General features: G+C 69.7%; 21 protein-coding genes and 3 pseudogenes. 11 read left to right on the forward strand and 13 right to left on the reverse strand.

Going from position 1 to position 23,441, the window contains the following annotated elements:
• Window positions 1-76 precede the first annotated feature (76 nt).
• Window positions 77-1,150 carry an alanine dehydrogenase gene (gene ald / locus ABS64_RS01715; RefSeq protein ID WP_292680345.1) on the reverse strand — a complete coding sequence of 358 codons (1,074 nt, stop codon included), beginning with the start codon at window positions 1,148-1,150 and terminating at the stop codon, window positions 77-79.
• A gap of 141 nt (window positions 1,151-1,291) precedes the next feature.
• Between ald and ABS64_RS01720 the strand changes: the two genes are divergently transcribed.
• From ABS64_RS01720 to ppsA, 6 genes are all read left to right on the forward strand, one after another.
• Window positions 1,292-1,765, forward strand: coding sequence for an Lrp/AsnC family transcriptional regulator (locus ABS64_RS01720; protein WP_292680347.1), 474 nt, complete (start codon window positions 1,292-1,294; stop codon window positions 1,763-1,765).
• 213 nt (window positions 1,766-1,978) lie between these two features.
• Window positions 1,979-3,343, forward strand: coding sequence for an APC family permease (locus ABS64_RS01725; protein ID WP_288121423.1), 1,365 nt, complete (start codon window positions 1,979-1,981; stop codon window positions 3,341-3,343).
• A gap of 80 nt (window positions 3,344-3,423) precedes the next feature.
• Window positions 3,424-4,353, forward strand: coding sequence for an ABC transporter ATP-binding protein (locus ABS64_RS01730; RefSeq protein WP_288121413.1), 930 nt, complete (start codon window positions 3,424-3,426; stop codon window positions 4,351-4,353).
• On the forward strand, window positions 4,350-5,966 hold the full coding sequence (locus ABS64_RS01735; RefSeq protein WP_292680349.1) for a polyketide antibiotic transporter: 1,617 nt from the start codon (window positions 4,350-4,352) through the stop codon (window positions 5,964-5,966). Before ABS64_RS01730 ends, ABS64_RS01735 begins: the two co-directional genes overlap by 4 nt.
• Before the next feature lie 139 nt (window positions 5,967-6,105).
• Window positions 6,106-6,921, forward strand: coding sequence for a pyruvate, water dikinase regulatory protein (locus ABS64_RS01740; RefSeq protein WP_005047812.1), 816 nt, complete (start codon window positions 6,106-6,108; stop codon window positions 6,919-6,921).
• Between the two features lie 50 nt (window positions 6,922-6,971).
• A complete protein-coding gene (ppsA, locus tag ABS64_RS01745) occupies window positions 6,972-9,359 on the forward strand; it encodes a phosphoenolpyruvate synthase (RefSeq protein WP_292680352.1) in 2,388 nt (795 codons plus the stop codon).
• 71 nt (window positions 9,360-9,430) lie between these two features.
• Here the strand turns inward: ppsA and ABS64_RS01750 are convergent.
• The 3 genes and pseudogenes from ABS64_RS01750 to ABS64_RS01760 form a co-directional block, all read right to left on the reverse strand.
• Window positions 9,431-10,060: pseudogene (locus tag ABS64_RS01750) on the reverse strand (MBL fold metallo-hydrolase); the annotation flags it as partial.
• A 48-nt stretch (window positions 10,061-10,108) separates the two neighbouring features.
• On the reverse strand, window positions 10,109-11,413 hold the full coding sequence (locus ABS64_RS01755) for an HNH endonuclease signature motif containing protein (protein ID WP_292680353.1): 1,305 nt from the start codon (window positions 11,411-11,413) through the stop codon (window positions 10,109-10,111).
• 95 nt (window positions 11,414-11,508) lie between these two features.
• Entirely contained in the window at window positions 11,509-11,784 is a 276-nt protein-coding gene (locus tag ABS64_RS01760; protein ID WP_292680354.1) for a hypothetical protein, read from the reverse strand.
• A gap of 74 nt (window positions 11,785-11,858) precedes the next feature.
• Here ABS64_RS01760 and ABS64_RS01765 point away from each other — a divergent pair, with 74 nt between their 5' ends.
• Window positions 11,859-12,404, forward strand: a complete 546-nt coding sequence (locus tag ABS64_RS01765; protein WP_039416302.1) for a ribonuclease H — start codon at window positions 11,859-11,861, stop codon at window positions 12,402-12,404.
• Here the strand turns inward: ABS64_RS01765 and ABS64_RS01770 are convergent.
• The 4 genes from ABS64_RS01770 to rlmN form a co-directional block, all read right to left on the reverse strand.
• On the reverse strand, window positions 12,401-12,763 hold the full coding sequence (locus ABS64_RS01770; RefSeq protein ID WP_036285634.1) for a VOC family protein: 363 nt from the start codon (window positions 12,761-12,763) through the stop codon (window positions 12,401-12,403). The two genes, ABS64_RS01765 and ABS64_RS01770, sit on opposite strands and share 4 nt — an antisense overlap.
• Window positions 12,764-12,819: 56 nt before the next feature.
• Window positions 12,820-13,314 (reverse strand): NUDIX domain-containing protein, encoded by a 495-nt coding sequence (locus ABS64_RS01775; RefSeq protein WP_005047824.1) that lies wholly within the window; start codon window positions 13,312-13,314, stop codon window positions 12,820-12,822.
• A gap of 31 nt (window positions 13,315-13,345) precedes the next feature.
• On the reverse strand, window positions 13,346-14,359 hold the full coding sequence (locus ABS64_RS01780) for an aldo/keto reductase family protein (protein WP_292680358.1): 1,014 nt from the start codon (window positions 14,357-14,359) through the stop codon (window positions 13,346-13,348).
• 218 nt (window positions 14,360-14,577) lie between these two features.
• Window positions 14,578-15,810, reverse strand: a complete 1,233-nt coding sequence (gene rlmN, locus ABS64_RS01785) for a 23S rRNA (adenine(2503)-C(2))-methyltransferase RlmN (protein WP_292680360.1) — start codon at window positions 15,808-15,810, stop codon at window positions 14,578-14,580.
• A gap of 202 nt (window positions 15,811-16,012) precedes the next feature.
• Here rlmN and ABS64_RS01790 point away from each other — a divergent pair.
• Window positions 16,013-16,315 (forward strand): annotated as a pseudogene (locus ABS64_RS01790) (LysE family transporter); the annotation flags it as partial.
• A gap of 52 nt (window positions 16,316-16,367) precedes the next feature.
• Complete coding sequence (locus tag ABS64_RS01795; protein WP_292680362.1) at window positions 16,368-17,240, forward strand: Cof-type HAD-IIB family hydrolase; 873 nt, start codon at window positions 16,368-16,370, stop codon at window positions 17,238-17,240.
• Window positions 17,241-17,328: 88 nt separating this feature from the next.
• Here the strand turns inward: ABS64_RS01795 and ABS64_RS01800 are convergent, their stop codons facing one another.
• The 3 genes from ABS64_RS01800 to ABS64_RS01810 all read right to left on the reverse strand — a co-directional run bounded on the left by ABS64_RS01800 (window position 17,329) and on the right by ABS64_RS01810 (window position 19,967).
• Complete coding sequence (locus ABS64_RS01800; protein WP_292680364.1) at window positions 17,329-18,165, reverse strand: NAD(P)-dependent oxidoreductase; 837 nt, start codon at window positions 18,163-18,165, stop codon at window positions 17,329-17,331.
• Window positions 18,166-18,286: 121 nt separating this feature from the next.
• Window positions 18,287-19,060, reverse strand: coding sequence for an enoyl-CoA hydratase/isomerase family protein (locus ABS64_RS01805; RefSeq protein ID WP_292680366.1), 774 nt, complete (start codon window positions 19,058-19,060; stop codon window positions 18,287-18,289).
• A 145-nt stretch (window positions 19,061-19,205) separates the two neighbouring features.
• Window positions 19,206-19,967, reverse strand: coding sequence for an SDR family NAD(P)-dependent oxidoreductase (locus ABS64_RS01810; protein ID WP_292680367.1), 762 nt, complete (start codon window positions 19,965-19,967; stop codon window positions 19,206-19,208).
• A gap of 146 nt (window positions 19,968-20,113) precedes the next feature.
• Between ABS64_RS01810 and ABS64_RS01815 the strand changes: the two genes are divergently transcribed.
• Window positions 20,114-20,443, forward strand: a complete 330-nt coding sequence (locus ABS64_RS01815) for a DUF488 family protein (protein ID WP_353681708.1) — start codon at window positions 20,114-20,116, stop codon at window positions 20,441-20,443.
• A 34-nt stretch (window positions 20,444-20,477) separates the two neighbouring features.
• Window positions 20,478-20,753: pseudogene (locus tag ABS64_RS01820) on the forward strand (aminoglycoside 3'-phosphotransferase); the annotation flags it as partial.
• Window positions 20,754-21,056: 303 nt separating this feature from the next.
• On the opposite strand, the gene glpK reads toward ABS64_RS01820, so the two are convergent.
• Entirely contained in the window at window positions 21,057-22,571 is a 1,515-nt protein-coding gene (glpK, locus tag ABS64_RS01825) for a glycerol kinase GlpK (protein ID WP_288121401.1), read from the reverse strand.
• A 47-nt stretch (window positions 22,572-22,618) separates the two neighbouring features.
• Window positions 22,619-23,377, reverse strand: coding sequence for an MIP/aquaporin family protein (locus ABS64_RS01830; RefSeq protein WP_016464114.1), 759 nt, complete (start codon window positions 23,375-23,377; stop codon window positions 22,619-22,621).
• Between the last annotated feature and the right edge of the window lie 64 nt (window positions 23,378-23,441).

The following is a 23,441-nucleotide window of genomic DNA, read 5'->3' on the forward strand; positions in this document are numbered from 1 at the left end:
AGCTCCGCAGAATGCGACGAACTCCGCATCCGATCGCGTGATCGGATGCGGAGTTCGTTCGTATCTGCGGCGTTCGTCAGGCCAGGATGCGGGTGTCGATCACCTCGCCGCCGCGGATCGACAAGCCCGCCGCCAGCGAGGCGTCAGCGGCGAGCGCGGCGTCGGTGCCGAGGTCGGCGAGCGCGAGCGTGTACCGCAGCGTCGCGTTGGTGAGAGCGAGGGTCGAGGTCAACGGCACCGCTCCCGGCATGTTGGCAACGGCGTAGTAGATGGCGTCGTGCACCCGGTAGGTCGGATCGGTGTGCGTGGTCGCATGCGTGCCCTCGAAGCAGCCACCCTGGTCGACCGCGATGTCCACGAGCACCGACCCTGGCCGCATGCGCTCGACCATGTCGAGCGTCACGAGCTTGGGCGCCGCCGCGCCGGGCACCAGCACCGAGCCGATGACGAGGTCGGCGTCGGCGACGAGGTCGGCGATCGTCGAACGCGTCGACACGCGCGTGTCGACGCGGCCGTCGAAACGCTCGTCGAGCCGGCGCAGCTGCGGGATCGACAGGTCGACGATGGTCACGTGCGCGCCGAGTCCCACGGCCATCTGTGCGGCGTGGGTGCCGGCGACGCCGCCACCGATCACGACGACACGGCCGCGCGGTGTGCCGGGCACGCCGCCGAGCAGGATGCCGCGTCCCCCGGCCGGACCGAGCAGCTGCTGCGCGCCCACCTGCACCGACAGTCGGCCGGCGATTTCGCTCATCGGGGCCAGCAGCGGCAGCGACCGGTCGGGCAGCTGCACCGTCTCGTAGGCGATGGCGGTGGTACCGGCATCCAGGAGAGCGGTCGTCAGCGCCGGCGCGGCGGCCAGATGCAGGTAGGTGAACAGCGTCAGGTCCGAGCGCAGGAAGCCGTACTCGGGCGCGATCGGCTCCTTGACCTTCACGAGAAGGTCCGCGCCGCCCCAGACTTCGGCGGCCTCGGCCACGATCTCGGCCCCAGCGGCGCGATAGGCGTCGTCGCTGAAACCCGACCCGACGCCGGCTCCGCTCTGGATGAGCACCCGGTGGCCGTGTGCAGAGAGCTCGTCGACCCCCGTGGGCGTCATGCCGACGCGGCGCTCACTGTCTTTGATCTCTGTGGGAACACCGATGATCATGGGCGGGACTCCTTCGACATGGTCCGCGGGAAAGGGAGTGGAGCGGTGCAGCGCGATCACGATGTCAGCCCTCCGGACGCTCGACAAGAGCATCCGAAAATTCGGTGAAATTGCCTCCGCGCTGAGAACTATGCTCGGGAAATGGCCGTCTCTTCCGCTGATTCTTCACTGGATGCCGCCGATCTCCGACTCATCGACGAGTTGCGCGACGATGCCCGCCAGCCCCTGAGTCGTCTTGCGGCGACCCTGGGCGTCGCGGCGTCGACCGTGCACGCACGCATCTCGCGCCTCGTATCGCGCGGGGTGATCCGTCACTTCACGATCGACGTCGATCCGGGAGCACTGGGGTACCGCACCGAGGCTCTGGTCTCGGTGCGGATCCGCCCGGGGGCACGCGCGCAGCTGACCCGCTTCGCCGAGGAGCTGCGCACCCACCCCGACGTCGCCCAGTACTTCTATGTCGCCGGCGCGGAGGACTTCGTGATCCACTTCCGCGGGCGCGACAGCGCCGACCTGCGCTCGTTCGTCACCGACCACCTCTCCACGCACTCCATCGTCGCGGCGACCAACACGAGCCTCATCTTCGAGCGCACCGACGGGCTGCGCGGGGTCTGAGCCCACACCCTTCGTCCGCGAAGGGGCGATCCCCGGTCGAATCGTCCGAACATGGTGCCCACGCGTCATCGGAGGTGACGGCGACGCTACACAAACGAAACAGGGCGACCCTAGTATTCGAGCACCCGAAACACCTCACCATCAGGAGGAATCACGAACGAGTCACTGGCCGCCACGTCGGCATCCTCTCGCTCCGCCACCCTTGCGCGCTCTCTGGGAGTCTGGTCCATCGTCGGTCTCGGCCTCGGCTACATGACCCCGACGGTCGTGTTCGACACGTTCGGCAATGTCGCCGTCGAGACCAACAACGTCGTCCCCGCCGCCTACGCGCTCGCCCTCGTCGTCATGGGCTTCACCGCGATCAGCTACGGCAAGATGGTCGGCGTCATCCCGAGCGCCGGCTCCGCGTACACCTACGTCCGCGAGTCGATGCACCCGAGCCTCGGCTTCCTCGTCGGCTGGACGTCGCTCATCGACTACCTGCTGCTGCCGATGGTCAACGCCCTGATCCTGCGCAGCTACATGGAGGCGCTCTTCCCCGACATCCCGGGATGGGTGTGGGTCGTGGCCTTCACCGCGGGCGTCACCGGGATCATCTACCTGACGATGCGAGGCACCTCCAACGTCAACATGATCCTGCTGATCTTCTCGATCGTGGTCATGGCGGTGTTCGTCGTCATGGTCATCGTGCAGTTGGGGCAGGGCGCCGGCGCCGGTACGGTCGCCTCCGTGCAGCCGTTCTTCCACCCCGAGGTCGAGTTCGGCGCGGTGCTGGCCGGTGCGACCATCGTCTGCTTCTCGTTCATCGGCTTCGACGCGGTGACGATGTACGCGGAGGAGGCGAAGAACCCGAAGACCATGCCGCGCGCGATCCTGCTGACCGTGCTGGTGGGCGGCGCGATCTTCCTCGTCGCGGCCTACTTCACGCAGCTGCGCTTCCCGGCCCACGAGGCGTTCCCGCCCGAGGCGATCGCCGACTCGACGCTGCCGGAGATCGGCTCGCAGGTCGGCGGCATCGTGCTGCAGTCGGTGCTGACGGCCGCCGGCTTCGCGGCGACCTTGGCGTCGTGGCTCGCCTCGCACGCGTCGGTCGCTCGCATGCTGCTGGTCATGGGCCGCAACGGCGTGCTGCCCAAGCGCTTCTTCGGCTACATCAGTCCGCGCACCCACACCCCGGCGTTCACGGTGGTGCTGGTCGGCATCGTGAGCCTGGCGGCCATCGCCTTCACCCTCGATCAGATCGTCGACTACATCAACTACGGCGCCCTCATCGCGTTCACCTTCGTGAACATCTCGGTGATCGCCTGGTTCGCGGTTCGCCAGGGACGTCGACGGACGCCGCGCGACATCATCAACTACATCGTGATGCCCGCGATCGGCATGGCGCTGACCGGACTGCTGTGGGTGAACCTGGACGACCACGCGCTCATCGTCGGCCTCATCTGGACGGGGCTCGGGCTCGTGTATCTCGTCTTCCTCACCCGAGGGTTCCGTCGCCCCGTGGTGTCGTTCGATGAGAACCAGCCGGTGACCGGTTTCAACAAGATCGTCGAACCGGGGCCGCGCTCGCAGATCTGAGCGCAGCCCCCGACGCACCGGGGGTAAGGGGCGGGTGTCGCATCTACCGCGGCACCCGCCCTCGGCGTAGCATCCGGCGCATGACCGCCGTCATCCGCACGGACGCCCTCACGAAGCACTACGGCCGCGTGCACGCCCTCGACGGGCTCGACCTCGTCGTCGAGGCGGGCCAGGTGCACGGCTTCCTCGGCCCCAACGGCGCGGGCAAGTCGACCACGATCCGCATCCTCCTCGGCCTCGCACGTCCCACCTCGGGCACGGCGACCGTGTTCGGATCCGACCCCTGGACCGACGCGGCGCGCCTGCACCGCCGGCTGGCATCCGTGCCCGGCGACGTGAGTCTCTGGCCGAACATCTCCGGTGGCGAGGCCATCGACCTCGTGTACCGGATGCGCGGCGGCGGCACGGGACCCGCCTACGACACCGCTCGCCGTCGGCTCTGCGACGCCTTCCAGCTCGACACCCGCACGAAGGGACGCGCCTACTCGAAGGGCAACCGGCAGAAGGTCGCGCTCATCGCCGCCTTCGCGGTCCCCGCCGAGCTCTACGTCCTCGACGAGCCCACGAGCGGTCTCGATCCGCTCATGGAGGTGGTGTTCCGCCAGGAGGTCGCACGCGTCCGGGATGCCGGTGCCACGGTCCTGCTGTCCAGCCACATCCTGTCCGAGGTGGAACTGCTCTGCGACCGGGTGTCGATCGTACGGGCCGGGCGCATCGTCGACACGGGCTCTCTCGCCGAGATGCGCCATCTCACCCGCACCGAGGTGTCGTTCGCGGCATCCGCGCGCGCGACCTCCGCCGCGGCGGCGACGGTGCCCGGAGCCGAGGGTGTGCGGGAGGACGAGGGCCGGATCTCGCTCACGCTCGCCAGCGATGCCGTCGCAGTCGCGCTGCCGCGGCTCGCGGAGCTCGGCGTGGAAGGACTGCGCGTCGCACCGCCCTCCCTGGAGGAGCTGTTCCTGCGCCACTACGGGGCGTCCGACGCCCCGGGCGAGGGAACGCGGCGATGAGGACGATCGGACTCCTCCTGCGCCAGCGCGCGCGGCGGGATGCCGTCTCGCTCGCCGTCTGGCTGGCGGGACTGGCCGCGCTGGCGGTGGCCGGCTACCCGGGCGTGCGCAGCTCGTACGGTGACGAACAGGAACGCGTCGCCCTGCTGGGAACCGTCATGGCGAATCCCGTCGTGCTCCTGTTCCGCGGGTTGCCGTCGGGCGCGGGAGAGGCGCAGATGGTGGCATTCCTTCTGCTGCCGTGGTTGCTGCTGCTCGTCGCGCTCATGTGCTCGTTCCTCGCGGTGCGCCACACCCGTGGAGACGAGGAGGAGGGCCGCCTCGAGCTGGTGTCGGCGACCGCGGCGGGACGCACGGCACCCCTGGTCGCAACCGCGCTGCACGGCGTCGGGGCATCGATCGTGGCCGGCGCGGTGGTCGCCGTGATCTTCGTCGCCAGCGGCGCGCCACCCGTAGGGGCCGCGCTGATCGCGGCGGGCTGCACACTCGCGGGCACGGTCTTCCTCGGCGTGGGGCTGGTGTCCGCCGAGCTCATGCCCACCTCGCGTGCCGCGAATGCGCTGGCCGTCTGGCTCGTGGTCGGCACGTTCGCCCTTGCCGGCACCGGGAATGCGCTCGGGACGCCGAACGCCGACCTCACCCGGATGACGAGCTCCGCGCTCGCGTGGTTCTCGCCGTTCGGCTGGGCGGAGAACACGCGCCCCTTCGACACGGACGACGCGTGGCCGCTGGCGGCGTCGGTGCTCGCAACGCTCGTCCTGCTCGGCGGCGCCGCGCTCCTGCACGCCCGCCGCGACCTGGGCGCCTCGTTCGTTCCCCCGCGCACCGGACGCGCCGCGGCACGACCCGGGTTCGCGACGCATCTCGCGCTGACCGTCCGCCAGAGCCGCGCCGCGGGCATCGGGTGGATCGTGGCGGGGCTGCTCGTCGGCATCCTGTCGACGTCGCTCGCGGGCGTCGCGAGCCGGATCGGAGAGGGCAACCCGGCCGTGACCTCCCTCCTGCAGGCGCTGAGCGGGACGTCCGCGGACCTCTCGCGCGGACTCATCGTCGTCTTCTTCGTCATGCTCGGCATCTTCGCGGCCTGCGCCGCCACGCAGACGGTCCTGCGGGCGCGTCAGGACGAGACGCAGGGGACGGCGGAGCTCGTGCTCGGCGGCGGACTGACCCGCACGCGATGGCTCGCCGACCACGTCGTCGTCGCGGCGGCATGCGCGGTGCTCACGATCGCGGCCGGGATCGCGGGGGCGGCGGCCGGAGCGCTCTCGGGCGGCACCGATGCCGACCTGATCCGCGCCGCCGCCGTGGCCGGTGCCGGACAGATCGTGCCGGCGTGCCTGTTCGCCGCGTGGGCTGCCGTGCTGGTGGTGGCGCTTCCCCGCACGGCGATCGCGCTCGCGTGGGCGCTCGTGGCGGTCGCCGCGGTCATCGCGCTGTTCGGTCCTCTCTTCGGCCTGAGCACGGCCGTCGTCAACGCCTCGCCGTTCGCCTCGGGCCCCGTGCCGACCGGCGAAGGCGTCGACCCGCGCGGCATCGTCCCTCTCCTCGTCGTCGCCGCCGTCGGAGTCGCCGCGGCGCTCGGCGGCATGCATCGTCGGGAGCTCGTCGCCTGAGACCTCGGATTTCCTCCCCAAGCGTAAAGAAAGCCTGATCTTTCGCGCTTTGGAGCACAGAGGGATGCCGCATCTTTCGTAGCCTCGGAGAATCCGGTCGATCGATCGACCCGCCGCCCCGAGACGACGAGGAGCCCGCGTGACCACGACGCCCCGTGCCGCCTACTTCGTCTCCGATTCGACGGGGATCACCGCGGAGACCCTGGGGCGCGCCCTCCTGGTCAACTTCCCGGGCGTCTCGTTCCGCCACCACACCGTGCCGTTCGTCGACTCGGCGGAGGGCGCCGCGGCCGTCGCTCGCGAGATCGACCGCGCGGCGGATGCCGGGAAGGAGCCGATCGTCTTCCACACCGTGCGCTCACCGGCCGTCGCGCAGGTGCTCGGCGAGGCGCGCGCGACCCACATCGATCTGCTCAACGGGCACCTCACAGAGCTCGAGGCGGCGTTGGGCACCACGGCATCCGAGCAGCTCGGCTCGTTCCACACGGTCGGCGACACCGAGCAGTACTTCGCCCGGATGCGCGCGGTCGAGTACGCCATCGAGCACGACGACGGTCAGAGCATTCGCGCCCTCGACCAGGCGGACGTGCTGATCGTCGCCCCCTCCCGGTGCGGCAAGACGCCGACCACGATGTACCTCGCGCTGCAGTACGGACTGCTGGTGGCGAACTACCCCCTCACCGACGATGACTTCCCCACCGACGGCCTGCCCCGCGCGATCGCGCCGTACGCGGCCCGGTGCTTCGGGCTCACGACGACGCCGCTGCGTCTCAGCCAGGTGCGGCACGAGCGGCGGCCCGACTCGACCTACGCGAGCCTCGCCCAGTGCACGCTCGAGCTGCGCCGTGCCGAGGACCTCTACCGGCGCACGCACATCCCGTTCGTGAACTCATCGACCAAGAGCGTCGAGGAGATGTCGGCGGTGATCATGCAATCCCTCAAACTCCGCACCTGACACCTCCGCACCCGCACCCGGCACCCCCGCCCGACAGGAAGGCACGACACATGAGCAGCATCCTCTGGTTCGATCAGCTCGGCATGGCCGACCTCCCCTCCGTGGGCGGGAAGAACGCGTCGCTCGGCGAGATGGTCTCCCACCTCTCCTCCCTCGGGGTGAGCGTGCCCGGCGGGTTCGCCACGACCGCGGACGCGTACCGCGGGTTCCTCGCGGAGGGCGGCCTGCGGGAGCGGATCGCCGCCGCCATCGCCGAGATCGACGTGGAGGACGTCGCCGCGCTGACGCACGCCGGGACGCAGATCCGCGCGTGGATCGAGGAGCAGCCGTTCCCGCCCGCGCTGGAGTCGTCGATCCGGACGGCGTACGAGCGTCTGACGGCGGAGCACCCCGGTGCCTCCTTCGCCGTGCGCTCCTCGGCGACCGCGGAAGACCTCCCCGACGCCTCCTTCGCCGGCCAGCAGGAGACCTTCCTCAACGTCGCGGGCATCGACAACGTGCTCGCCGCGATCCGCTCGGTGTTCGCGTCGCTGTACAACGACCGCGCCATCGCGTACCGCGCTCACCACGGGTTCGACCACGACGAGGTCGCCCTGTCGGCCGGCATCCAGAAGATGGTGCGCTCCGACGTGGGCGCGGCGGGCGTCATGTTCACCGTCGACACCGAGTCGGGATTCGAGAATGCCGTGTTCATCACGAGTTCGTACGGACTGGGCGAGGCCGTCGTGCAGGGCGCGGTCAACCCCGACGAGTTCTACGTCTCGAAGGTGGCCCTGCGCGCAGGGCGCCCGGCGGTGCTGAAGCGCTCGGTCGGCGAGAAGGCCATCGCGATGCGCTACACCGATGCCCGCGAAGCGGGAGCGTCGACCAGGTTCGAGGATGTCCCGGCATCCGCGCGCCGACGGTTCTCGATCGACGACGCCGACCTGGTCGAGCTCGCACGCCAGGCGCTGATCATCGAGGAGCACTACGGCCGGCCGATGGACATCGAGTGGGGCAAGGACGGCATCGATGGACGGCTCTACATCCTGCAGGCCAGGCCCGAGACGGTCGTCTCACGGGTGGAGGCCGGGGTCATCCGCCGCTTCGTGCTGGGCGCGCGCGGCGAGGTCGCGTCGGCCGGGCGGGCGATCGGTCAGCGCATCGGCGCGGGACCGGTGCGGGTGCTGCGCAGTCTCGACCAGATGACCGAGTTCCAGCCCGGCGAGGTCCTCGTCGCCGACATGACCGATCCCGATTGGGAGCCCATCATGAAGCGCGCGAGTGCCATCGTGACCAATCGCGGCGGTCGCACGTGCCACGCCGCGATCATCGCGCGCGAGCTCGGCATTCCCGCCGTCGTCGGCACGGGCGATGCCACCGCCGCGCTCGTGGACGGAGAGGAGGTCACCGTCTCGTGCGCGGAGGGCGACACGGGGTTCGTGTACCGCGGCATCCTTCCGTTCGAGGAGGAGGTGACCCGGCTGGATTCCATGCCGGAGGCGCCGGTGAAGATCATGATGAACGTCGGCACGCCCGATCAGGCCTTCTCGTTCTCACGGCTGCCTCACCGCGGTGTCGGGCTGGCGCGGCTGGAGTTCATCATCAATCGACAGATCGGCATCCATCCGCGAGCGCTGCTGGAGTTCGACGCGCTGGACGGCGAGCTGCGCGCCCGCGTGGCCGACGCGACCGCCGCCTACGACGCGCCGCGCGACTACTTCGTGCGGCGGGTCGCGGAGGGCGTGTCGATGATCGCGGCGGCGTTCTGGCCGGAGCCGGTGATCGTGCGACTCAGCGACTTCAAGTCGAACGAGTACGCCAACCTCGTCGGCGGCGAGCTGTACGAGCCGCACGAGGAGAACCCGATGCTGGGCTACCGCGGCGCGTCACGGTACATCTCCCCCGACTTCCGCGCGTGCTTCGACATGGAATGCGAGGCGCTGCGGTTCGTGCGCGACGAGATGGGATTCACGAACGTACAGGTCATGGTGCCGTTCGTCCGCACCGTCGGCGAGGGCCATGCGGTCGTCGAGCTGCTCGCCGAGAATGGCCTGCGCCGCGGCGAGAACCACCTCAAGGTCATCATGATGTGCGAGCTGCCGTCGAACGCGCTGCTCGCGGATCAGTTCCTGCAGTTCTTCGACGGGTTCTCGATCGGCTCGAACGACATGACCCAGCTGACCCTCGGGCTCGATCGCGACTCGGGACTGGTGGCCTCCACGTTCGATGAGCGCGATCCGGCCGTGCTGCGCCTGCTGTCGATGGCGATCAGCGCGTGCCGTGCGGCAGGGAAGTACGTCGGCATCTGCGGACAGGGCCCGTCGGATCATCCCGACCTCGCCGAATGGCTCGTCGCGGAGGGGATCGAGTCCGTCTCGCTCAACCCCGACACGGTCGTGGAGACGTGGCTGCGCCTGTCGAAGACGGCCGCCGTCGAGGCGCCCGGCGTGGGGTGATCACCGAACTCACGTCCGAGGCGGTCGATCGTCTCGGTGAAGTGGTGCCATCCCTCGGCATGCACGGGAACGATGATCGCCTCCCCCAACGCCCGTGCCGCCTCGACGGCGGTGCGGGCGTTGAGGGTGAGGTCGCTGTCGCCGAACCGCCCGACGTTGGCGGCGCCGGTGAACAGGACGGCGATGTCGATCGTGCCGATGCGTTCGACGATCTCGGCGACGAGCGCGCTGTCGGCATTGTCGCCGGAGACGTAGACGACCGGCTCGCCCTCGGCGCGCAGGATGAAGCCCGTCACCGGGCCGGAAAGCTCCTCGGCGCCGGCCGGACCGTGGAGAGCGGGGACGGCGATGATCTCGACACCGCCGACGGTGTGGCACTGCCACGACGCGAGGCCGTGGATGCCCCCGATGCGCGAGGCCGCCGCGGGCGTGGAGAGCACGGTTGCGGCGCGAGACAGGAACGCGCGACCCGCGGCATCCAGGTTGTCGGGATGCTGGTCGTGTGAGAGCAGCACGACGTCGATCGCGCCGACCTCGTCGGCCGTCCGGGCCGGGCCGGTGAGCTTGTGGAGTGTCACCGATCCCGACGGATAGTCACCCGGCTCGTCGAACGTCGGATCCGTGAGGACGCGGATGCCGGCGTACTCGATGATCGCCGTGGGACCGCCGACGAGAGTGAGCACGGAGCGCGGTGAGGTCATCCTCCCAGTCTCTCTCGGCTCACGACCTCCGCCGGAGCCGAGCACGTGTCAGCGGGTGAAGACGGGGAGGGTTCGTTCGGGCGCGACCACGTACCGGCGTCCGTAGGGGGAGATCCATTCGAGGGCGCCGTTGTGGGTGGGGTCGGTGAGGTGGTGCACGCGCCAGCCGCCGTGGTGTTTGAGGGTGTGGTGTCCGCGGCACAGGGGTGCGAGGTTGGTGAGGGTGGTGTGGCCGCCGTGTTCCCAGGCGAGGGTGTGGTCGAGGTCGCACCGTTCGGCGGGTATCGCGCAGCCGGGGGCCATGCAGCGGGCGGCGCGCCAGCGGGCGAGTTTCTGCAGAGCCGGGGGTGGTCGGTAGCGTTCGCGTCCGACGGAGAGGACCGCGCCGGTGTCGGGGTGGGTGAGGATCCGCATCCACCCCTCCGCCCCACCACACAACTCCCGGGCTTTGTCGATCGGGATCGGCCCGACACCGTCGACGACGGCGACCCCGCAGTTCAGCGCGTCGGTGGGTGCGTCGAGGAGGGCGAGGGCGGGAACGGTGACGACGACGGTGGCTCGGATGCCGCGGGCGGCGTCCGGGTGAGCGGTGCAGGTGCCGTCGATCAGCAGGTCGCCGAACACGTCTGCGCGCGCCTGATCCAGCGTGCGATCATCGCCGCCAGCGTCGGTCACCGCCTTCGCGATCGCGGTGAGCCGTCCCCGGATGGCGTGCGCCTCAACCGCGGGCAGGTACGCGGTCAGCCAGGCCATGCCGTCGTCGGCGGGTTCCACGAACACGCGCCGATCCTGCAGCGCCCGTTCGTGGCGTTCGGGGAGGGTTTCGGTGCGGACCTGATCGATCAGCGCCCGCACCCGCCGACGGAACGTGCCGACCGGTTCCGCCTCCGCCAGCACCAACGCCCGCGGGTAGACCGCTTCCCGCTCGGCCGGGGTGAGGGGGTCGAGCAGTTCGATCAACACGTGCACGTGCCGTTCCGTCACCCGCGCCGCCCCCAGGGCGTCCAACACCGCCGGGTACCGGGTCTCCAGGGCTTGCGCCTGCGTGAGCAGCACCCCCGCGGCATGCTCCGTGACCCGTAAGGCTGCCGCGAGTTCCAGGCGGATCGCCCGCTCCACGACCTCGACCAGACCCCGACCGCGACCAGCAGCGCCTGCGAGAGCTTCTCGCCGGTACGCGGCGACCCGTCGATAGCGTTCCGCGGCGAACACCGCGACCATCGCATCCGCATCACAGACCAGGTCCACCGCATCGGGCGCAACCCACCCCGGATCACACGGAAACACCTCGTCCTCGACGGCATCCCACCGACCCGGGACACCCGGGGAAGAACCTCCGTCGACGACCTTCATAACCCCGACGCTACCGGCAACCCCCGACATTCCCCGCTCGCCGGTGAGCCGCCGAAAACGGCAGTCCGGCGCGGAAAACCAGTCCCCCAGAACCATCAGCCATTCGGGATTCGGCAGCGGCACCCGCGCGCGGACGGCGTGACGAACACGTCGCACACCCACGCGAACGTCGCGGCATCGGTGACGACGCGCGCGTAGCCGACGAGTATGCCGTCGGCATCCAACGCCCCGAAGTTCAGCGACGCCCGAGCGGCGCGTTCGACGAGCTCACGGCTGCGCCCGAGCGCCCAGTACGCCTCCTCCGAGAGCCAGCGATGCACGACGTCCAGGTCGATCTCGTCCAACTGCGTCGTCACGCGCACACCGGTCATGTCGTCAGCATAGGAGAGGAGCCAGGGCGCGCCGCACGGCATCCGCCGCCTGCCCCATCGAGTACCGTCGAACGGTGACATCCGCGACCGACTCCCCCGACACGTACACCGTGGCCACCGACGGCGCCTGCAAGGGCAATCCGGGGCCGACCGGCTGGGCGTGGGTCGGCGAGGACGGTCACTGGGCGGCGGGCGCGATCCCGGTGGGCACCAACAACATCGGTGAGCTCATGGGGCTGCTGAAGGCGATCGAAGACCACGCGGACGTCGCACATCTCGTCGTGCAGGCCGACTCGAAGTACGCGATCGACACGTACTCCTCCTGGATGGACGGACATCGTCGACGCGGGTGGAAAACCTCGACGGGTGCGCCGACGAAGAATCGCGACCTGCTCGAACAGCTCATCGTCGCCCGCGACGCCCGTCGCGCGGCGGGACTGCCCGACGTGGTACTCGAGCACGTGCGCGGCCACCGCGGACACGTCCTGAACGAATGGGCCGACGAACGCGCCGTCCGCGGCGCCGAGCACGCCGCGAAGGGCACCGCGAGTGCGTGGTCGTCGCTGGGCGGCCTGCACCCTCAGCTCGACGTGTCAGCAGCGCCGAAGAAGAAGCGCTAGTCCTGGGTCGTCCCCTCGAACAGGCCGATGTGGTTGCCGTCGGGGTCGGCGAGCACTGCCCACCAGCTCTTCGCCGTGATCGGCTGCTTGCCCATGACGACCGTCGCCCCGGCGGCCTCGGCCTTGGCAATGGTGTCGTCGATCGAATCGACCTCGACGTACGAACGCGGCTGGGTGAACCCCTCGCTGCGCGGGGCGAGTCCGCCGCCGCTGATGCCGTTGGGGGCCGACCACATCGGGGAGCCCTCGAAGCCCGGCGGCTCCGCGATCTGCCAGCCGAACAGCTCGGAGTAGAACGCCGCGGCCTGCGCAAGATCCGCGACCGGGATGTCGATATGCGTGATGTCGCCGTGTGCCATGAGTGCCCCCTTCGTCGCGCACAGTCTTCGCCACCGGGGGTGCGCCCGCAAGAGGGTCACATCTTGCGCATCAACCGTTCACACGCGTCCAGCGCCGGCCGCTGCCCGGCGACCAGTCGGGGGCGGGCTTCTGCGAGCGGCATCCAGGCCACGCGGTCGATCTCGGGAAAGCTCTGACGGCGTCCCGACCGCGGCGGCCACTCCATCTCGAACGCGCCGAACACGAGCGCGGCGCGGTCGACATCGGAGGCGAGGAATCCCGTGCCGTCGCCACAGAACACCGTGACGGACTTCGCCCCCGAAGAGTACGCGAAGGTGCCGAGCTCGACGTAGGGGACCTCGGGCGGGTCGACGCCGAGCTCTTCGCGGAACTCGCGCGCCGCGGCATCCCTCGCCGCCTCCACCTGCGGATCGAACTCGCCCTTGGGGATCGACCAGGCCCCCTCGTCCTTGCGCGCCCAGAACGGACCGCCCATATGTGCGACGAGCGCCGACACCGTGCCGTCCGGATCGGTCCGGTACAGCAGGATGCCGGCGCTCGTCGTGACCATCGTCAGACGACGTCTCTCATCGTGAGAGCGCTCAGAGCGGACGCGAGGCGGGCGAGACCGTGTAGGTCTCTTCGGGGTCGGTGACCGCGGCGGGGGCGAGGGCCTCATCGATCGCCGACATCACCTCGGCATCGAGGACGACGCCGGACGCCTTGACCGAGTCCTCGAGCTGCTCGGGGCGCGAGGCGCCCACGAGCGCCGCCGAGACGTTCGGGTTCTGCAGCACCCACGCGATCGCCAGCTGCGGCATGGTGAGGCCCGCCTGCTCGGCGATCGGCTTGAGCTTCTGCACGGCGGCGAGCGTGTCGTCCTGCAGGAAGCGCTTGATGAAGTTCGCCCCGCTCTTCTCGTCGGTCGCCCGCGAGCCCTCGGGAACGGGCTGACCGGGCAGGTACTTGCCGCTGAGCACGCCCTGCGCCATCGGCGACCAGACGATCTGCGAGATGCCGAGCTCCTCGGAGGTCGGCACGACCTTGCCCTCGATGACGCGCCAGAGCGCCGAGTACTGCGGCTGGTTGCTCACGAGCTGGAAGTTCAGCTCCTTGGCGAGTGCGGCGCCCTCGCGCAGCTGCTCGGCCGTCCACTCGCTGACGCCGATGTAGAGGGCCTTGCCCTGGCGGACGATGTCGGCGAAGGCCTGCATCGTCTCTTCGAGCGGGGTCTCGTAGTCGTAGCGGTGCGCCTGGTACAGGTCGACGTAGTCGACGTTCAGGCGGCGCAGCGACCCGTGGATGCCGTCGAAGATGTGCTTGCGCGAGAGACCCTGGTCGTTCGGTCCCTTCTTGCCGATGGGCCAGTAGACCTTGGTGAAGACCTCGTAGTCGGTGCGTTCGAGGCCCTTGAGCGCCTCCCCGAGCACGACCTCGGCGGCCGTGTTGGCGTAGGTGTCGGCGGTGTCGAACGACGTGATGCCGAGATCCAGCGCCTTGTGCACGGTGGCGATGGCGGCGTCGTTCTCCACCTGGGAGGCGTGGGTCACCCAGTTGCCGTAGGTGATCTCCGAAACCTTGAAGCCGCTGTTGCCGAGATAGCGATAATTGACCATTCCTCCACGCTACTGCCGCCGCCTATGGGCGGGGTCAGGCTTGACAGGATGGTGCGGTCTCGGCATCCGCCGCCGGCGTGGGCGCCATCCCCCTCGAACCGAACTGCAAGGGATGCCGGGCGACACGCCGCCACTGGCCACCCCGCACCGGCGTGTCGGGCAGTCGGCCTTGCAGTTCGGGCAGCGCGAGGGCAGCGCGCGCGGCGCGGCCCGCCGGGTCAGTCGACGGGAACGGATGCCGCGACGGCGCGATCTTCCTCGGTGGCGACGAGCTGGCCGCACGCGCCGTCGATCTCCTTGCCGCGGGTGTCGCGGAGGGTCGTCGGGATGCCGGCCTCGTTGAGGCGGCGCACGAACTCGCGCTGCACATCCTTGTCGGACGCGGTCCACACCGAGCCCGGCGTCGGGTTCAGCGGAATTGGGTTCACGTGCACCCAGCCGCGGCCGCGCTCGTTGAGCTTGGTGGCGAGCAGATCGGCTCGCCACGCGTGGTCGTTCATGTCCTTGATGAGCGCGTACTCGATCGAGACCCGGCGACCCGTCTTCTCGAAGTAGCCGCGCGCGGCATCCAACGCCTCATCGACCTTCCAGCGCGAGTTGATCGGGATCATCTCGTCGCGAAGCTGATCGTCGGGGGCGTGGAGAGACAGCGCGAACGTCACCGGGATGTCCTCGGCGGCGAGCTTGTTGATCGCCGGCACGAGGCCCACGGTCGACACCGTGACGCCGCGCGCGCTCATCCCGAGCCCGTGATCCTTGTCGACCATCGTGCGGACGGCCTGCATCACCCGGTTGTAGTTGGCGAGGGGCTCCCCCATCCCCATGAAGACGATGTTGGTGACGCGCTCGTCGGCGTGCTCGGCGGGGCCCAGCTCACCGGCACGGATCGCCGCGTTCGCCCGGACGACCTGCTCGATGATCTCCGCCGCCGACATGTTGCGGGTGAGCCCCGCCTGACCGGTTGCGCAGAACGGACAGTTCATGCCGCAGCCGGCCTGGCTCGACACGCACAGCGTGATGCGACCGGGGTAGCGCATGAGCACCGATTCGACGAGCGCGCCGTCGTGCAGCTTCCAGAGGAACTTGATCGTGTCGCCGCGGTCGGTCTCCAGCCGTCGCACCTCGGTGAGCAGGTGGGGCAGCAGGCCCGCGACGAGCTCCTCCCTACCGGATGCCGGGAGGTCGGTCATAGCGGCGGGATCCGACGTGTAGTGCTGGAAGTAGTGCTTCTCGACCTGCTTCGCCCGGAACCCCGGCAGCCCCAAATCCTTGACCTTCTCCACGCGCTGCTCGGGCGTCAGGTCGGCCAGGTGCACGGGCGGCATCCCCCGTTTGGGTGCGGCGAACTGCAGCAGGGGCTTGCCGTCGGTGTCGAGCCGCTGGGTCCAGCCTTCCGCGCGAGGGCGCACCTGACGGGGACGGGTGGTGCGCACGGCGTTCGGCTCGGTCATGACTCCAGGGTACCGAGGCCGCCTGGATGAGTGGCGGGCGCGGGTCACCTGGCTGCGCGCGACTTCTAGACTTCTCAGCATGAGCACCCCCGACGCCGCGGCATCCGCTCGGCGCACCCCCGCGTCGCACGCCGTCCCGGTGCACAAGGTGCTCAACAACAACGTCGTGATCGCCATCGACGAGTCGGGGCACGAGCACGCCCGTCAGCTCTGGCAGGGCTTCGTCGTGGGTGTCACCAATCCGAAGACGCTCGCCTTCTTCGTCGCGGTGCTGCCGCAGTTCGTCGATCTGAAGGCCGGCGCGGTGCCGCTGCAGCTCCTCGAGCTCGGCCTGGTGTTCGCGCTGCTCGCGGTCGTGTCCGATTCGATGTGGGTGCTCGCCGCCGCGGCGGCGCGCGTGTGGTTCGCGCGCTCACCGAAGCGCATCGAGCGGCTGACCGCGACCGGGGGTGGAATGATGATCGGGCTCGGCGGCATCCTGCTCGTCACCGGGCCGAAGCACTGAGGTTCGGGCCGGCGACGGTCGCGACACCGGACGTTCAGGCGCACCGGGGAGAATGGATGCCGTGAGCTCCTCGTCGATATCCCCGTCCCGCCGCCGCATCATCTTCATCGACATCGACGGGACGATCCTCGAACACGGGGCCCAGATGTCGGCCTCGACGCCGGTCGCGATCGCCGCCGCGCGCGCGAACGGTCACCTGGTGTACCTGTGCACGGGTCGCTCGGCCGGGGACATCAACCCAAAGGTGCGCGCCATCCCCGTCGACGGCGCCATCACCAACGGCGGCGCCTTCGCCGTCCGCGGCGACGAGCAGATCGTCGCGCACCTCATGCCGCGCCCCCTCGTCGACCGGATGATCGCGTACTTCGAAGAGCACGGTGCACACTACTTCCTGCAGACCGACGGCACCGTCTACGTCAGCCCCGGCGTGCTCGATCACGCCCGCCGCTTCGTGCGAACCCACCCCCCGGTCGACGAACGCGCGGCGGCCGCCGCCTCGGAGGACGTCGCGCTCCTCAACCACTACCGGCCGCTCGACGAGGTCGACCTCGATGCCGTGGTCAAGGCGACCTTCCTCAGCACGGCCAGCGACACGCTCACCCGCGCCGCCGACGAGCTGGGGCCGCAGTTCCACGTGATCCCCGGTTCCATCCCGCTGCCCGGCGGCTCGAACGGCGAGATCTGCCAGCAGGGCGTCAACAAGGGCGCGGCGATCACCGAGGTGCTCGCCGTGCTGGGGATGGATGCCGCCGACGCCATCGGCATCGGCGATAGCTGGAACGACGTCGAGATGTTCGAGGTCGTCGGCACGTCGGTCGCGATGGGCGGTGCCGATCCCGAACTGCAGGCGATGACCGACATGGTCACCACCGGCGTGCTGGAGGACGGCGTCAGCAACGCCCTGACGCGCCTCGGCCTGATCTGACCGGGGTACCTCTCCCGGGTCGTTGAGCGAGGAGCGCAGCGACGAGTCGAAACGCAGAGGGGCGCAGCGACGAGTCGAAACGCAGGGCTCAGAGGAAGATGTCGGGGAACAGCTCGTGGTCGGGCGTGCCGGGTGTCGCCGCATAGCGGGAGAAATCCGTCACCCCGGCATCGCGCAGCACCTGCTCGACGATGAGCGTCTGACCGGTGTACTCCCGCGCCGGACGGGTGAGCACTTCGTACGCCGCGTCGGCGTAGACCTCGGGAGTGCGGCTGACCTTCATCATCCGGTCGCCGCCGAGGGCGAACTGCACGGCGGCCGTGGCGATCGTCGTCTCGGGCCACAGGGTATTGGCGGCGATGCCGTCCTTCGCGAACTCCGCCGCCATCCCCAGCGTCGCCATCGTCATCCCGTACTTGGCGAGGGTGTAGCCGGTGTGCGCACCCAGCCAGCGCGGCGTGATGTTCAGGGGCGGCGACAGCGACAGGATGTGCGGGTTCTCGGCATCCTTCAGAATCGGCACGGCGGCACGGCTGAGCATGAACGTGCCGCGCACGTTGACGTCCTGCATGAGGTCGTACTTCTTCGCGGCGAGCTCGAGCGAGCCCGACAGATCGATCACCGAGGCGTTGTTCACGACGATGTCGATGCCCCCGAACTCGCCGTGGGTCTTCAGCACCGCCGCGGTGATGTCATCGTCGTTGCGCACGTCGCCGACGATCGGCAGTGCCCGCCCACCGGCCGCCTCGATCTCGGCCGCGGCGCTGTGCACGGTGCCGTCGAGCTTGGGGTGCGGAGTGTCGGTCTTGGCCATGAGGGCGATGTTGGCGCCGTCGCGCGCGGCCCGCAGTGCGATGGCGAGGCCGATGCCGCGGCTGCCGCCGGACATGAGGATGGTCTTGCCGGCGAGGCTTGCGTCAGCCATGTCTGTCTCCTTCGTGTCCCACTCGGGGCGTGCGTTGTCCGTGTCCCACTCGGGGCGGGTGTCGTCCCAGAAGAGGTCGTTTCAGGCATCCGATCTCGACCGTTTCTGGGACATGCGGCGGTCAGGTCTGTGAGCTCTTGCGGGATGCCTGGGCGAACGCGGCCACGCGCGCGGCCGCGTCGGGGGTGTCGAATCGCGCGCCGATCGTCTGCGCCTCGTCGGAGAGGTTGTCGGCGAAGGCGCGGCGCGCACCCGCCCGGATGAGGCGCTTGGCCTGCCCGAACGCCGCCGTCGCGTTCTCGAGCCAGAACGACGCGACCTCGCCCGCGCGGGCGCCGGGGTCGGCGGAGAGCTCGGTCACGAGCCCCCAGTCGAGCGCGGTCTCGGCATCGACCGTCTCGTCCTGCAGCAGGAGGCGCAGCGCCCGGGTCTGCCCGATCGCCGCGGGCAGCAGCGTCGAGACGCCGAGGTCGGGGCTCAGACCGATGTTCGCGTAGCGGCTGACGAACATGGCGCGGGGCCCCGCGACGATGTAGTCGGCCGTGAGCATGAGGCCCAGGCCGCCCCCGGCGACGGCGCCCTGCACCGCGGCGACGACGGGCTTGTCGGCTTCGACGAACGTGCGGATGCCGTCGTGGATGATGCCCGCCATCTCCGTCACATCGGCGCCCGAGGCCCCCGAGGTCGACATCTCGATGACGTCGCCGCCCGCGCAGAAGGCCGGGCCCGCGGCATCCATCAGCACCGCCCCGACGGTGTCGTCGGACGTGATCTCGTGGGCGATATCGCGCCAGCGGCGTCCCATCTCGAACCCCATCGCGTTGAGCGAGGCGGGACGGTTGAAGGTGACGCGCGCGAGCGCGCCCTCGCGGGTGTACAGAATCGAGTCGGTCATGGGCGGGTCTCCTTCGTCGGGCGTACTGTATTCAGTCCGGTCGAAACGGCCACGCTGCCACGCCCGCGGGGTTCCGCTGCCGCCCTGCCTGCAGCGCGTCGCGCAGACTGAGGACGGTACGCGGCGGCGGGCCGACCGGCCGGGCTCACTTCGGCGCCATACGGATCGCGCCGTCGAGGCGGATGGTCTCGCCGTTGAGGTAGCCGTTGCGGACGATCTCGAGCGCGAGCGAGGCGTACTCGTCAGTCCGCCCGAGCCGCTGCGGGTAGGGCACCTGCTGGCCGAGGCTCTGCTGGGCCGCTTCGGGCAGGCCCGCGAGCATCGGGGTCTCCATGATGCCGGGGGCGATCGTGCAGACGCGGATGCTGTAACGGGCGAGCTCGCGCGCGATCGGCAGCGTCATGGCGTGCACCCCGCCCTTGGATGCCGAGTAGGCCGGCTGCCCGATCTGGCCGTCGAACGCGGCGACGGATGCGGTGTTGACGATGACGCCGCGGTCGCCGCCGTCGGTCGGCTCGGTCTTCGCGATGGCGGCGGATGCCTGGGAGATGACGTTGTACGTGCCGATGAGGTTGACACGGACGATCTTCTCGAAGTGGGCGAGGTCGGTGGGCGCCCCCTCGCGGTCGAGCACCTTCGCGGGCGGGGCGATGCCGGCGCAGTTGACGACGACGCGGAGGGGGCCGTGCTCGCCCGCGGTGGCGACGGCGGCGGCGACCTGGCCCGGGTCGGTCACGTCGGCGGGGGCGAACGTGCCCCCGATCTCGGCCGCGCGGTCGGCTCCGGGAGATGTGGGCAGGTCGACGATGACGACGTGCGCTCTGGCGTCGGCGAGACGGCGGGCGGTCGCGAACCCGAGTCCGCTCGCGCCACCGGTGACGAGGGCCGATGCTCCGCTGATGTCCATGTGTGCTCTCCTTCGAACTCCTCGTCCAGCCTAGGCGATGGGATCGAGTACCAAAAGCACAGACACCCAGTCCCACAGCATGGAGGGGGTGGCGCCGCCGTCCGATACCGCGTTGACTGGAGCGCATGGACGTGAGGATCAAGCGCGTGTACGAACCGCCAGCGCCCGACGACGGCTTCCGTGTGCTCGTCGACCGGCTCTGGCCGCGCGGGCTGTCGAAGGAGCGCGCCGCGATCGACCTGTGGGAGAAGGACGTCGCACCGTCCGACGCGCTGCGGACGGCGTTCCATCACGGGGGCCTGCCGTGGCCCGATTTCGCCGACCACTACCGCGCCGAGCTCGCCGGCGCGCCGGCGCTCGACGAGCTGAGTCGCACCGTCGCGGACCACACGACGACAACCCTCCTGTACGCCGCCCATGACGAGCAGCACAATCAGGCCGTCATCCTGCAGCACCTCCTCACGGACGCCGCGTGAGCACCCCCTCCGCGGATCTGGCCGTTCCCGCCCGGGTCCGCGCGCGCTGCACGAGGCCCTCCCCGTCGACGACTGCCCCTTCGACTGGTCCCTCCCGACGCGGATCGTGGATGTCGACGGCCGCGTGCTCGCGCACGTCGACCTCGGCGCGCTCGGCGTCGCCGACCGCTGGGCTGACATCGCCGTCGCCGCGATGAGCACGACGCGGAACTGCGGACCCGGGTGGGAGCGCACGCTCATCGACGCGTACGGCATCGCCCCCGACAGCGAGCGTCTCGCGTACTACCGAGACCTCTGGTACGCGACGTGACGGCGCGGCAGGATGACCCCATAACCCACCCGCTGATGTTCGACGAGGCCGATCCGCTGCTCGGTCGAGTGCGTGGCATCCACCCGCGAATAACCACTCGTGCTTCGAATCGCCGTAGCTTTTGCGCGAAACGCGTCGTGACTCGCGAAACGCGTGGTGACTCGCGAAACGCGTGGTGACTCGCGAAACGCGTGGTGACTCGCGGATCGGGCGGTGACTCTCGGGTCGGGTGACGACCCGCCGCGCGAACGCGCGGCATCCTTCCCCCCGGATGGATGCCGCGCGTCCGCGGTGTGCGTCAGGTCAGCGCACGTCCTCGTTGACCCAGTCCATCGACTTCTGGACGGCCTGCTTCCAGAGGCGCAGCTGACGCTCGCGCTCGGCGACGTCGTCGTTCGGCGTCCAGCGCTTGTCCTCCTGCCAGTTCGCCCGCAGCTCGTCGAGGTCGTTCCAGAAGCCGACCGCGAGTCCCGCCGCATACGCCGCGCCGAGCGCCGTCGTCTCGGCGACGACGGGGCGGACGACCGGCACACCGAGGATGTCGGCCTGGAACTGCATGAGCGTGTCGTTGGCGATCATGCCGCCGTCGACCTTCAGCTCGGTGAGGTCCACACCCGAGTCCGCGTTGACGGCATCCAGCACCTCGCGCGTCTGGAAGGCCGTGGCCTCCAGCGCGGCACGGGCGATGTGGTTGCGGTTCGCGAAGCGGGTGAGACCGACGATCGCGCCGCGGGCGTCGGGACGCCAGTACGGCGCGAACAGGCCCGAGAATGCCGGGACGAAGTACACGCCGCCGTTGTCCTCGACCTTGGCGGCGAGCTCCTCCACCTCGGGGGCGGAGGAGATGATGCCCAGCTGGTCGCGCAACCACTGGATCAGCGATCCGGTGACGGCGATCGATCCCTCGAGCGCGTAGTGCGCGGGCCCGTCGCCCAGCTTGTAGCCGACGGTCGTGAGCAGGCCGTTCTCGCTCTTCACGATCTCGGTCCCCGTCTGGAAGATGAGGAAGTTGCCCGTGCCGTACGTGTTCTTGCTCTCGCCCGCGTCGAACGCGGCCTGACCGAAGGTCGCCGCCTGCTGGTCGCCGAGGATACCGGCCACCGGGGTCTCGCGCAGCAGCGAGGTGTCGCGCGCCTCGCCGTAGACCTCGCTGGAGGAGCGGATCTCGGGCATCATCGAGCGCGGCACACCGAAGTCGGCGAGGATGTCGTCGCGCCACTCGAGCGTCTTCAGATCCATGAAGAGCGTGCGCGAGGCGTTCGTGACGTCGGTCGCGTGCACGCCGCCGTCGGGTCCGCCGGTGAGGTTCCAGAGCACCCACGTGTCGGTCGTGCCGAAGATCAGGTCACCGGCTTCGGCCTTCTCGCGCGCCCCCTCGACGTTCTCGAGGATCCAGACGATCTTCGTGCCCGAGAAGTACGTGGCCAGCGGCAGGCCCACGATGTCCTTGTAGCGCTCGACTCCCGCGTCGCCCGCGAGCCGGTCGACGATGGGCTGGGTGCGCGTGTCCTGCCAGACGATCGCGTTGTACACCGGGATGCCGGTGTTCTTGTCCCACACGACGGCGGTCTCACGCTGGTTCGTGATGCCGACCGCGGCGATGTCGTGCCGTGTCAGGTTCGCACGGCCGAGCGCGATGCCGATGACCTCGCGCATGTTGTCGCGGATCTCGATCGGGTCGTGCTCGACCCAGCCGGCGCGCGGCATGATCTGCTCGTGCTCCTTCTGGCCGACGGAGATGATCGAGCCCTTCTTGTCGAAGACGATCGCGCGGCTGGAGGTGGTGCCCTGGTCGAGGGCGATGATGTAGTCACTCATGAGTGGACGTCCTTGTCTAGGTGTCTGTGTTGAGGATCGGGAACGGATCAGATGTGCGCGAGGTGCAGCAGCGCCGGAGCGGCGAGCGCGGCGATCGTGCCACCGAGCAGCGGGCCGACGACGGGGACCCACGCGTACGACCAGTCGCTGGAACCCTTGCCCTTGATCGGCAGGATCGCGTGCGCGATGCGGGGACCGAGGTCACGGGCGGGGTTGATGGCGTAGCCGGTCGGGCCACCGAGCGAGGCGCCGATGCCGACCACGAGGAGGGCGACGGGGACGGCGGTGAGCGGGCCGAGGGCGCCCGGCGTGCCGATCTGGACGTCACCGTAGTCGGCGAACGCGAAGATGACGAACACGAGCACGAAGGTGCCGATGACCTCGGTGACCAGGTTCCAGCCGTAGGAGCGGATGGCGGGACCGGTGGAGAAGACGCCCAGCTTGGTGGCCGCGTCCGGCTCTTCGTCGAAGTGCTGCTTGTAGGCGAGCCAGCAGAGCACGGCACCGATGAACGCACCGACCAGCTGCGCGGCGATGGCCACGAAGAACTGTGCGACGCCGATCTTCCCGGCGATCAGCAGCGCGATCGACACCGCGGGGTTCAGCTGCGCACCGGAGTACGACGAGACCAGCACCCCCGCGAACACCGCCAGACCCCAACCCCAGTTGATCATCAGCGTGCCGCCGCCGAAGCCCTTCGACTTGGCGAGAATGACGTTGGCGACGACGCCACCGCCGAGCAGGAGCAGCATCGCCGTCCCGACGAGCTCTGACACGAAGTAGAGCCCGAGATTGATGTCTTGCATGTCAGCATTGACCTTTCTGCAGAGGTTCCCCCGGCGACGCCGCCGGGCGGGAAGAATGACCTGA

Origin of the sequence: Microbacterium sp. SCN 69-37, assembly GCF_001724435.1 — a bacterium.
GTDB lineage: Bacteria > Actinomycetota > Actinomycetes > Actinomycetales > Microbacteriaceae > Microbacterium > Microbacterium laevaniformans.

Excerpts from the sequence above, each read along its gene's own strand:
- ABS64_RS01800 (WP_292680364.1), bottom strand. The coding sequence starts at position 18,165 with ATGGCTGACGCAAGCCTCGCCGGCAAGACCATCCTCATGTCCGGCGGC.
- ABS64_RS01795 (WP_292680362.1), top strand. The coding sequence starts at position 16,368 with ATGGATGCCGTGAGCTCCTCGTCGATATCCCCGTCCCGCCGCCGCATC.
- ABS64_RS01735 (WP_292680349.1), top strand. The coding sequence starts at position 4,350 with ATGAGGACGATCGGACTCCTCCTGCGCCAGCGCGCGCGGCGGGATGCC.
- ABS64_RS01830 (WP_016464114.1), bottom strand. The coding sequence starts at position 23,377 with ATGCAAGACATCAATCTCGGGCTCTACTTCGTGTCAGAGCTCGTCGGG.
- ABS64_RS01805 (WP_292680366.1), bottom strand. The coding sequence starts at position 19,060 with ATGACCGACTCGATTCTGTACACCCGCGAGGGCGCGCTCGCGCGCGTC.
- ald (WP_292680345.1), bottom strand. The coding sequence starts at position 1,150 with ATGATCATCGGTGTTCCCACAGAGATCAAAGACAGTGAGCGCCGCGTC.
- ABS64_RS01810 (WP_292680367.1), bottom strand. The coding sequence starts at position 19,967 with ATGGACATCAGCGGAGCATCGGCCCTCGTCACCGGTGGCGCGAGCGGA.
- ABS64_RS01770 (WP_036285634.1), bottom strand. The coding sequence starts at position 12,763 with ATGGCACACGGCGACATCACGCATATCGACATCCCGGTCGCGGATCTT.
- ABS64_RS01760 (WP_292680354.1), bottom strand. The coding sequence starts at position 11,784 with ATGACCGGTGTGCGCGTGACGACGCAGTTGGACGAGATCGACCTGGAC.
- glpK (WP_288121401.1), bottom strand. The coding sequence starts at position 22,571 with ATGAGTGACTACATCATCGCCCTCGACCAGGGCACCACCTCCAGCCGC.
- ABS64_RS01755 (WP_292680353.1), bottom strand. The coding sequence starts at position 11,413 with ATGAAGGTCGTCGACGGAGGTTCTTCCCCGGGTGTCCCGGGTCGGTGG.
- ABS64_RS01775 (WP_005047824.1), bottom strand. The coding sequence starts at position 13,314 with ATGGTCACGACGAGCGCCGGCATCCTGCTGTACCGGACCGATCCGGAC.
- ABS64_RS01780 (WP_292680358.1), bottom strand. The coding sequence starts at position 14,359 with ATGGTCAATTATCGCTATCTCGGCAACAGCGGCTTCAAGGTTTCGGAG.
- rlmN (WP_292680360.1), bottom strand. The coding sequence starts at position 15,810 with ATGACCGAGCCGAACGCCGTGCGCACCACCCGTCCCCGTCAGGTGCGC.
- ppsA (WP_292680352.1), top strand. The coding sequence starts at position 6,972 with ATGAGCAGCATCCTCTGGTTCGATCAGCTCGGCATGGCCGACCTCCCC.
- ABS64_RS01730 (WP_288121413.1), top strand. The coding sequence starts at position 3,424 with ATGACCGCCGTCATCCGCACGGACGCCCTCACGAAGCACTACGGCCGC.
- ABS64_RS01720 (WP_292680347.1), top strand. The coding sequence starts at position 1,292 with ATGGCCGTCTCTTCCGCTGATTCTTCACTGGATGCCGCCGATCTCCGA.